Origin of the sequence: Pseudomonas khorasanensis (assembly GCF_014268505.2) — a bacterium.
In the GTDB taxonomy this organism is placed as follows: Bacteria; Pseudomonadota; Gammaproteobacteria; order Pseudomonadales; family Pseudomonadaceae; genus Aquipseudomonas; species Aquipseudomonas khorasanensis.
Genome location: NZ_JABWQP020000014.1, coordinates 109,438 through 118,440 on the forward strand (window position 1 = coordinate 109,438; position 9,003 = coordinate 118,440).

Annotated in this window: 8 protein-coding genes; 5 read left to right on the top strand and 3 right to left on the bottom strand. The window is 61.4% G+C overall.

The genetic code is table 11. The annotated features are described in order from the left end of the window. Positions 1–5 precede the first annotated feature (5 nt). From HU727_RS22490 to greB, 3 genes are read left to right on the top strand one after another with little or no spacing between them, the layout of a single operon-like run. The gene (locus tag HU727_RS22490; protein WP_007939984.1) at positions 6–689 is read left to right on the top strand and encodes an ABC transporter ATP-binding protein; all 684 of its coding nucleotides are present in this window, start codon (positions 6–8) and stop codon (positions 687–689) included. Then, the gene (locus tag HU727_RS22495) at positions 689–3,193 is read left to right on the top strand and encodes an ABC transporter permease (protein ID WP_186533746.1); all 2,505 of its coding nucleotides are present in this window, start codon (positions 689–691) and stop codon (positions 3,191–3,193) included. Before HU727_RS22490 ends, HU727_RS22495 begins: the two co-directional genes overlap by 1 nt. Before the next feature lie 34 nt (positions 3,194–3,227). Then, a complete protein-coding gene (greB, locus tag HU727_RS22500) occupies positions 3,228–3,725 on the top strand; it encodes a transcription elongation factor GreB (protein ID WP_186533747.1) in 498 nt (165 codons plus the stop codon). A gap of 6 nt (positions 3,726–3,731) precedes the next feature. Here the strand turns inward: greB and HU727_RS22505 are convergent, their stop codons facing one another. From HU727_RS22505 to HU727_RS22515, 3 genes are all read right to left on the bottom strand, one after another. Next, on the bottom strand, positions 3,732–4,040 hold the full coding sequence (locus HU727_RS22505) for a class I SAM-dependent methyltransferase (RefSeq protein ID WP_186533748.1): 309 nt from the start codon (positions 4,038–4,040) through the stop codon (positions 3,732–3,734). Between the two features lie 249 nt (positions 4,041–4,289). After that, the gene (locus HU727_RS22510; protein WP_186533749.1) at positions 4,290–4,724 is read right to left on the bottom strand and encodes a DoxX family protein; all 435 of its coding nucleotides are present in this window, start codon (positions 4,722–4,724) and stop codon (positions 4,290–4,292) included. Between the two features lie 107 nt (positions 4,725–4,831). Further along, a complete protein-coding gene (locus HU727_RS22515; protein WP_186533750.1) occupies positions 4,832–6,253 on the bottom strand; it encodes an MltF family protein in 1,422 nt (473 codons plus the stop codon). A gap of 235 nt (positions 6,254–6,488) precedes the next feature. Here HU727_RS22515 and HU727_RS22520 point away from each other — a divergent pair, with 235 nt between their 5' ends. Beyond that, a complete protein-coding gene (locus HU727_RS22520) occupies positions 6,489–7,295 on the top strand; it encodes a TatD family hydrolase (RefSeq protein ID WP_186533751.1) in 807 nt (268 codons plus the stop codon). Between the two features lie 207 nt (positions 7,296–7,502). Then, the gene (locus HU727_RS22525) at positions 7,503–8,984 is read left to right on the top strand and encodes a methyl-accepting chemotaxis protein (RefSeq protein WP_186533752.1); all 1,482 of its coding nucleotides are present in this window, start codon (positions 7,503–7,505) and stop codon (positions 8,982–8,984) included. Positions 8,985–9,003: the final 19 nt, after the last annotated feature.

The following is a 9,003-nucleotide window of genomic DNA, read 5'->3' on the forward strand; positions in this document are numbered from 1 at the left end:
TCTCCATGGGCGCAAGCATTCTCACCGCGAAGAACCTCAGCAAAGTGGTCCCTAGCGCGGAAGGTGAACTGACTATCCTGCACGAACTCAGCCTGGAACTGAACAAGGGCGACAGCCTGGCCATCGTCGGCGCGTCCGGTTCCGGCAAATCCACCCTCCTCGGCCTGCTCGCCGGGCTCGACCTGCCCAGCAGCGGCGAAGTCACCCTCGCCGGCCAGGGCCTGAGCAATCTCGACGAAGACCAGCGCGCACGCATTCGTGCCGAACACGTCGGGTTTGTCTTTCAGTCGTTCCAGCTGCTCGACAGTCTGAACGCTTTGGAAAACGTCATGCTGCCGCTGGAGCTCGATGGTCGCAAAGACGCTCGCGAACGCGCCACTGAGCTGCTCCAGCGCGTCGGCCTGGGCCAGCGCCTGACCCATTCGCCGCGCCAGCTCTCCGGTGGCGAACAGCAACGCGTGGCGATTGCCCGGGCTTTTGCGGCCGAGCCCGACGTGCTGTTCGCCGACGAACCCACCGGCAACCTCGACAGTCACACCGGTGAGCGCATCAGCGATTTGCTGTTCGAATTGAACAAGGAACGCGGCACCACGCTGGTGCTGGTGACCCACGACGAACGCCTGGCCCATCGCTGCCGGCGCCTGATCCGTCTTGAAGCGGGGTTGCTGGTCGCCCCTCTGGAGCCTTGATGGCACGCCTGCCGCTGTTGCGTCTGTTCAGTCTTGCCCTTCGCCAGCTCCTGCGCGATGCCCGCGCCGGAGAGCTGCGGGTGTTGTTCTTTGCGCTGGTGGTGGCGGTCGCGGCGAGCACCGCCATCGGCTATTTCGGCGCCCGCCTCAACGGCGCGATGATGCTGCGCGCCACCGAGTTTCTCGGCGCCGATCTGGTGCTGGAAGGCAGCTCGCCGGCACGCGAAGAACAAATCCGCAGCGGCACCGAACTGCGCCTCAATCATGCGCAAGTGGTGGAGTTCTCCAGCGTCATCGCTACTGACAACGGCATTCAGTTATCAAGCATCAAGGCCGTCGACCGTGCGTATCCGTTGCGCGGCGAATTGAAGAGTGCGCCTGCGCCCTTCGCACCTGAAGAGGTGGGCGGCGAACCGCAACCCGGTGAAGCCTGGGTCGAGGCGCGCCTGCTGACGGCGCTGGATCTCAAGATCGGCGACAGCATCGATGTCGGCATGAAGACGCTCAAGCTGGCCCGCGTCCTGACCTATGAGCCTGATCGCGCCGGCAACTTCTACAGCCTGACGCCACGGGTGCTGATCAACCTTGAGGACCTCACCGCGACTGGCGTGGTGCAGCCCGGCAGCCGGGTGAGCTATCGCGAACTGTGGCGCGGCGAACCGCAGACGCTGGAAACCTACCGGGAATTGATCAAGCCGGGCCTGGCGGCGAACCAGAGAATTCAGGATGCCCGCGACGGTAACCGGCAGATCGGTGGCGCGCTGGGCAAGGCCGAGCGCTATCTGAACATGGCCAGCCTCGTCGCGGTGCTGTTGGCTGGCGTGGCGGTGGCATTGTCGGCCAACCGCTTTGCCAGTCGACGTTTCGATGCCAGCGCCTTATTGCGCTGCCTCGGCTTGTCACGCCGGGAAACCATGGTGCTGTTCAGCCTGCAATTGACTGCGCTTGGGCTGGTGGCCGCGATCAGCGGCGCATTGCTCGGCTGGCTGGCGCAACTGGGCCTGTTCGCGCTGTTGCATGATTTGCTGCCGACTGACGTGCCACCGGGGGGTCTGTTCCCGGCCGTTGCCGGCATCGGTACGGGGCTGGTAGCGCTGGCCGGTTTCGCCTTGCCGCCGCTCGCGGCGCTGGGCCGAGTACCGCCGCTGCGCGTATTGCGCCGCGACATGCTGCCGATCCCGTCGAGCACGTGGATGGTCTACGGCGCGGCGCTGGGTGCGCTGGGCCTGATCATGTGGCGCCTGAGCCTGGACCTGCTGCTGACGTTCGCCCTGCTCGGCGGTGGCGTGGTCGCCGCGCTGGTGCTCGGCGGTTTGCTGCTGTTGCTGCTGCAAAGCCTGCGACGAATGCTCGCTCGCGCCTCGCTGCCGTGGCGTTTGGGCCTTGGCCAATTGCTGCGCCATCCGCTGGCCGCTGCCGGGCAATCGCTGGCTTTCGGGCTGATCCTGCTCTCGATGGCACTGATCGCCCTGCTGCGCGGCGAACTGCTCGACACCTGGCAGAACCAGTTACCAAAAAACGCCCCGAACTACTTCGCCCTGAACATCCTGCCGGCGGACAAACAGGCTTTCGCCGATCACTTGATCAAGGTGTCCGCACAAGCGGCGCCGCTTTATCCGGTGGTGCCGGGACGCCTGATCAGCATCAACGGTGAGCCGGTGCAGCAGATTGTCAGCAAGGAATCAGCCGGCGATCGCGCCATTCAACGTGACTTGAGCCTGACCTGGGCGGCTGACCTGCCTGCGGGCAACAAGCTCACGGCCGGCGAATGGTGGAAAGATCAGCCAACGGACGATGTTCCCGGAGTCTCGGTGGAGGGCAAGGTCGCCGAAAGCCTGAAACTCAAACTCGGCGATCACATGGTCTTCACCGTCGGTGGGGTCAACCGTGAAGCGAAGGTCACCAGCCTGCGCGAGATCAACTGGGATAACTTCCAGCCGAACTTCTTCATGATCTTCCAGCCCGGCACCTTGAAAGATCTGCCGGCCACTTACCTGACCAGCTTCTACCTGGCGCCGGGGAATGATCAGCAGATCGTCGAGCTGTCGCGGACCTTCCCGGCGGTGACGATCCTGCAGGTTGAAGCCCTGCTCGAACAGCTGCGCAGCATCCTCGCCCAGGTCACCCTGGCCGTGGAATATGTGTTGTTGTTTGTTCTGGCGGCGGGCATGGCGGTGCTGTTTTCCGGCTTGCAGTCGACGCTCGATGAACGCATTCGCCAAGGCGCGCTGTTGCGTGCGTTGGGTGCCGAGCGGCAATTGCTGATCAAGGCACGGCGAATCGAGTTCGGCTTGCTGGGTGCGGTCAGTGGTTTGCTAGCGGCGATCGGTTCGGAGGTCGTGAGTCTGGTGTTGTATCGCTATGCATTTGATCTGCCATGGCATCCGCATCCGTGGCTGCTGGTGTTGCCACTGATTGGCGCTGCATTGATCGGCGGCGCCGGTGTGTTCGGCACGCGCCGGGCACTCAACGCAAGTCCGCTGACAGTGTTGCGCGAGGGTTGATAGACTTCAGCCGTCTCTCTCACAAGAAGTCGCCATGAGCCGTTATCGCCCTCCCCGCACCGCTGGCACCGCGCTGATCACTCCCGAAGGTGAAGCGCGGATGCGCGCTGAATTCCATGAGTTGTGGCATGTGCGTCGCCCTCAGGTCACGCAAGCCGTCAGTGAAGCGGCGGCGCAGGGCGATCGTTCGGAAAACGCAGAGTACACCTACGGCAAAAAGATGCTGCGCGAAATCGACAGCCGGGTGCGCTTTCTCACCAAACGCCTGGAAGCACTCAAGGTGGTCAGCGAAAAACCCACTGACCCGAACAAGGTCTACTTCGGCGCCTGGGTGACCATCGAAGACGAAGACGGCAAGCAATCGCGCTACCGCATCGTCGGCCCCGATGAACTCGATCTCAAGCTTGGCCTGATCAGCATCGACTCGCCTCTGGCCCGCGCCTTGATTGGTAAGGCGCTGGATGCAGAAGTGCGAGTGCAGACGCCGACCGGCGAGCAGTTCGTTTACATCGTGGCGATTGAATATCCGTAAACCGGATCAGCGACGGGTTATCAAGCCCTGCCGCGCGACGCGGGTCAGTTGCCTGATCATTTGCGACGCATCTTCAGCGTTCGGCGCCTGAATCACCGCCAGATCGAAACTGTCCGTGGCGAAACGCGCCAGCGACTCGCCGTCATCGACAAACTGGATCAGGAACGCGGCAGGACCGCCGCTGCGACGTGGCCATCCATCGAGATAACGCAACAGCGTCGGCTGATGTTTGCCGCCTAGAAGGATTTTCGGGTTGCGCTGGGTGATATGAGCCGTGATCGGCGCGGGACGTGCTGGAGGGCGTAGTGCATTCATCGTGTCGTGTCTCTGCCTCAAAAGTCTGCATGGCAGGTGAGAGGCAACACCGAACCAGCGCTTTAGCGGTATTTCGAAGCCGTGTTCCGGCTTCTGACGGCAACTGTTGAAGTCACCTGGCGCCCCGCAAGTAGCTGTTTAAATCGGCGCATGAGCAACATCCTAGAGAACGTGACCGATCAGTGTCAAGAATCAGCCGTAACAAAAAAAGGCCCGCACAATGCGGGCCTTTCCCTTGAGCCAGAGCCTTCAACCGGCGATGGCGCGATCCGCCGACAGCTTGCCGGCACCTTCGATCAGCACCGCGATGCTGCCCGCCAGCAAGGCCAGCGCGAACTCGTAACCGTTGTTGGCCATGAACAGACCGTTGCCGATGTGCACCGAGAAGATCGCCACCAGCGAGAGGAACGCCAGGCCCAGTGCAGCCGGACGAACCAGCAGGCCGATGATCAGGGCCAGACCGGCGAAGAACTCAGTACCGCCGGCCAGCGAGGCCATCAGGTAACCCGGGGTCAGGCCGATACTTTCCATCCATTGTGCGGTGCCGGCCAGGCCGTAACCGCCGAACAGACCAAAGAGTTTCTGTGCACCGTGGGCGGCGAAGATCACGCCGACGGCAATGCGCAAGACAGTCAGGCCGTAACCGGCGCGGGTGAACAGAACCTTGTTGATCATAGAGCTCATGGGGCATTCCTTGTTTGCGAGAAGTGTGTGTGGGTTGGCCGCTATATTAATCAGTTATTTTCATGTTAAAAGCGTAAATATTGCGCCATAACAATCAAATTATTAGATCATTTGCGTGAGACTACTTTTTGTCCACCGGGCTCCAGCGACTCCCGCTCCCGGTCGAACGCCAAGTAGTACTTGTTCACGCTATTAACATAGCTGACGGCGCCCATTCCCACCTGCTCCATGGCGATGCGCTCCACCTGGAAAAACCATTGGTTCGGATTCAAGCCTCGTCGGCGCGCTTCGGCGCGCATGCCCTGTACGCGCTCGGGCCCCATGTTGTACGCGGCGAGGGTGAAGGCCATGCGCTCGCGCTCATTGAGTTTCGGGCTGTTGAAGAACTTGCGACGGATCATCGCCAGGTACTTGGCGCCGGCCTGCACGTTCGCATCAAGGTTCTGGATATTATTCACCCCGACCCGCTGCGCGGCAGATGGGGTGATTTGCATCAGCCCGGTCGGGCCGCTGCCGCTGCGGGCGTTGGGCTGCAGGCGTGATTCCTTGAACGCCAGCGCCGCCAGGTTCAGCCAATCCATGTTCTGCGCGTCGGCATGTTTCTGCAGGGTCGGACGCAGTTTTTCCAGACGCTGGCGGTCGGCCTTGGCCAGAGGGTTGTGAACCTGATACAGGCGTCGATAGATGCGCAGAAACGCCGCGTCTTCGTTTGAAGGTTTCTTGTAACCGGTAAGGAAGCGATCGATGCTCGCCCGCAGCATCGACGCATCGCGACGCACAAACCAGTGCTCCTCTCCCGGCTCGCCCAGGCTCAGCTGCCGGTCCAGACGCAGTTTTGGCAGGACCTTGCCCCAGCGCTCGGCAATCGGTTGTTCGACGATGGTCAGGTGAAAAATCCCGCCCTGCACCATCTCCAACACATCCTCCACCGCCAGCGTCGGATCGACCCATTCGATATTGATGGGTGCCAGTTTGTGCAGCGCCAGTTTCTGATTCAACTGACTCACCACCTCCCCTGCTGCGCTACCGGTCGGCAAGGCCAGGGTTTTACCGGAGAGTTGCTCGACTTTGGTGTAACGACGCTCGCCTTTGATGCCAACCAGCACCAGCGGCACGTTAGTGGCGATCGGTTCGCTGCTGGCAACCGCATAGCCGGAGGGCAGATCCAGCAACTCCCCCGGCGCAACCATATCGCCCTCGCCACGCTGCAAGGCGCCGAGCAATTGGTCCTTGGCCCTGGGAATGATCTTGAGGGTTACTTCCTGGCCGTCACGGGCATGGCCGTTGAGGTATTGCTCGAACGCCCGCAGTCGATGGTATTCGACACCGATGGCCTGGCCCTGGACTTCGCCAGAGCTGTTGCGGCTCTGATTCACCAGCACCCGCAACACGCGGCTGCTGCGAATCTCGGAAAGGTCACGGACCTTGGCCGCCGGCACGGCTTGCAGCGGCCCGGGCAGGCGCGCAACCGCCGTCATCGGCAGTAGCAACGCAGCACACAACAGCAGCAGAACCGAGGGACGATGCATCCACTCTCCGAAAAGAATACGGGGGTAATTTCACGACAACGAAGCGAAATCACCGACGAAAACAGAGCGCCTGGAGCGCTGATAAAGTGCGAGAGACTGGCACAGTGATGGCATTGTGACCACCCCTCGGTCTCTGGCGGCCTTTACAGACAACCATAAGTCTTTGTAGTTCTTGGCTTTTCTTATAAATCTACAGCTCTGATATGCTTTCCGGCCTTCGGCCCGAGGTAGCACCATGCAACTCATCGATATCGGCGTCAACCTGACCAACCCCAGTTTCGCCGACAAACACCAGGCCGTACTCGACCGCGCCTACGCCGCCGGCGTCTGCCAATTGGTGCTGACCGGCACCAGCGTCGAGGGCAGCGAGCAGGCGTTCGAGCTGTGCCAGCAACTTGATGAAAGCCGCCAGCGACTGTTTGCCACCGCCGGCATTCACCCACATTCGGCCAGCGACTGGAACGCTGATAGCGCAAGCCGTTTGCGCAGTCTGCTGAACGAACCCGGCGTGGTCGCAGTGGGTGAATGCGGGCTGGATTTCAACCGCGATTTCTCGCCTCGTGCGCAACAGGAAAAAGTCCTCGAAGAGCATCTGGCACTGGCGGTCGAGCTGCAGCTGCCGGTGTTTTTGCATGAGCGCGACGCCAGTCAGCGCTTGCTGGAAATCCTCAAGAACTTCCGCGATCGCCTGCCCGCTGCCGTGGTGCATTGCTTTACCGGCGAGCAGAAGGCGCTGTTCAGTTATCTCGACCTGGACTTGCATATCGGCATCACCGGCTGGATCTGCGACGAACGACGCGGGACGCACCTGCATCCGCTGGTGAAGGAAATCAAACGCGGGCGCTTGATGCTGGAAAGCGATGCACCGTATTTGCTGCCACGGACGCTGCGACCAAAACCGAAAAACGGCCGTAACGAGCCGGCCTATCTGACCGAGGTATTGCGCGAGGTGGCGCTGCATCGGGGTGAGACCGAGGATGATTTGGCCGCGCATAGCACCGCGTGTGCCCGAGGTTTCTTCAAGCTGCCCATACTCGCCTGACTTCACACTTTTCCTGTGGGAGCGAGCCTGCTCGCGAAGGCGGTGGGTCAGGTCCCAACGGGCCGAACCACCCACCGCTTTCGCGAGCAGGCTCGCTCCCACAAATGAAATCGGCTTCCGTTGATTCATATCAACGTCTACTCATCGGCATAGCGGCACAATAATGGCACCTTGCCGAAACTGTTTCCGCTATCAGAGAAAACCTCCATGGGTGCCTGGCTTAGCAATATCTCGCTGAAATACAAATTCTGGGCGGTCAACGCGGTCGCCTTTGTCACCACCCTGCTGTTGGTGTTGTACGCCGTACAGCTCGAACAGCAGGCCCGCAGCCACGCGGCACAAGCGTCCGCTCAGGCTCAGGCGCAGCTGCTCAAGGCCTGGCCGGCCGCGCAGCCTCTGCCTGAATCCGCTCAGGTGCTGACCTTCAAACGGGGTGAAGCGCCGCGCCTCAACGATCAGCCGCTGTTGGAAGTCACTGCGGGCAATGGCTGGAACGCCATCAATGATCTGCCGCTGTTCGGCGATAACCCGCTGTTGGGCGCCGAAGTATTCAGCCGTGCCAACGGTGAACAAGTAGCAGTTATCGCCCATGGCCCTAGCCTGAGCCAGGTCTTCAGCGAGCGGTTCGCCCACTACGCGGTAGCGGTGTTTGTTCTGATGCTGGCGATGCTTGGCGCCTCGCAATTGCTGATCCGCTTCTTGCTCAGTCAGCTCAACACCTTGAAGGACGTGATGCTGCACGTTGAAAAAACCGGCGATCTTTCGGCGCGCGTGCCATTGGCTGGCAAGGATGAAGTCGGGCAGATGGCCAATGCGTTCAACGCCATGCAGGCCGGTTATCAGCGTGTCGTGACCACGGTGGCCGACACCGCGCGGCAACTGGATGTCGGTGCCGCGCGGCTCGCATCGAGCATGAACGACGTGCGCCACGGCATGCTCGGCCAGCAGAGCGAAACCGATCAGGCCGCCACCGCGATCAACGAAATGACCGCCACCGTTTACCACATCGCCCAGCACGCCGGCGCCACTCGCGATCTGTCGAAAACCGCCGATGGCCTCGCCGGCAGTGGTCAGCATGTGGTGACGCGGGTGCAGCATTCGATTGCCGGACTGTCCAGCGGCGTGCAGCAGACGGCGCAAATGATTCAACGCCTGGCTGAGGACAGTCAGAAAATCAATGGCGTGGTCAGCGTGATTCACAGCATCACCGAACAGACCAATCTGCTTGCGCTGAACGCCGCCATCGAAGCCGCCCGCGCCGGTGAAATGGGACGCGGTTTTGCCGTGGTCGCCGATGAAGTGCGCAACCTCGCCAAACGCGTGCAGAGCTCCACAGACGAGATCACCACCATGGTGTCGGCACTGCAGGCCGGCACCCGCGATGCCGTGGATTTCATGCAGGAGAGTTCTTACAAGGCCGACGACTGCGTGCAACAGGCGCAGGAGGCTGGTGAGGCGTTGGCGGAAATCACCGGCGCGGTGGCGCAGATGCGCGAGAGCAACACGCAGATCGCCGTGGCGGCTGAGCAGCAGAGTCAGGTCGCCGAGGAGATGAATCGCGCGGTGCTGAGCATTCGTGACGTGACCGAGAACACGGTTCAGCAAACGGTGGATTCGGCGCAGACCAGTCATGAGTTGGCGACGCTGGCTGGGGAATTGAACAAGGCGATAGGTCAATTGAAGCTTTGAGATCAAAAGATCGTCCGAA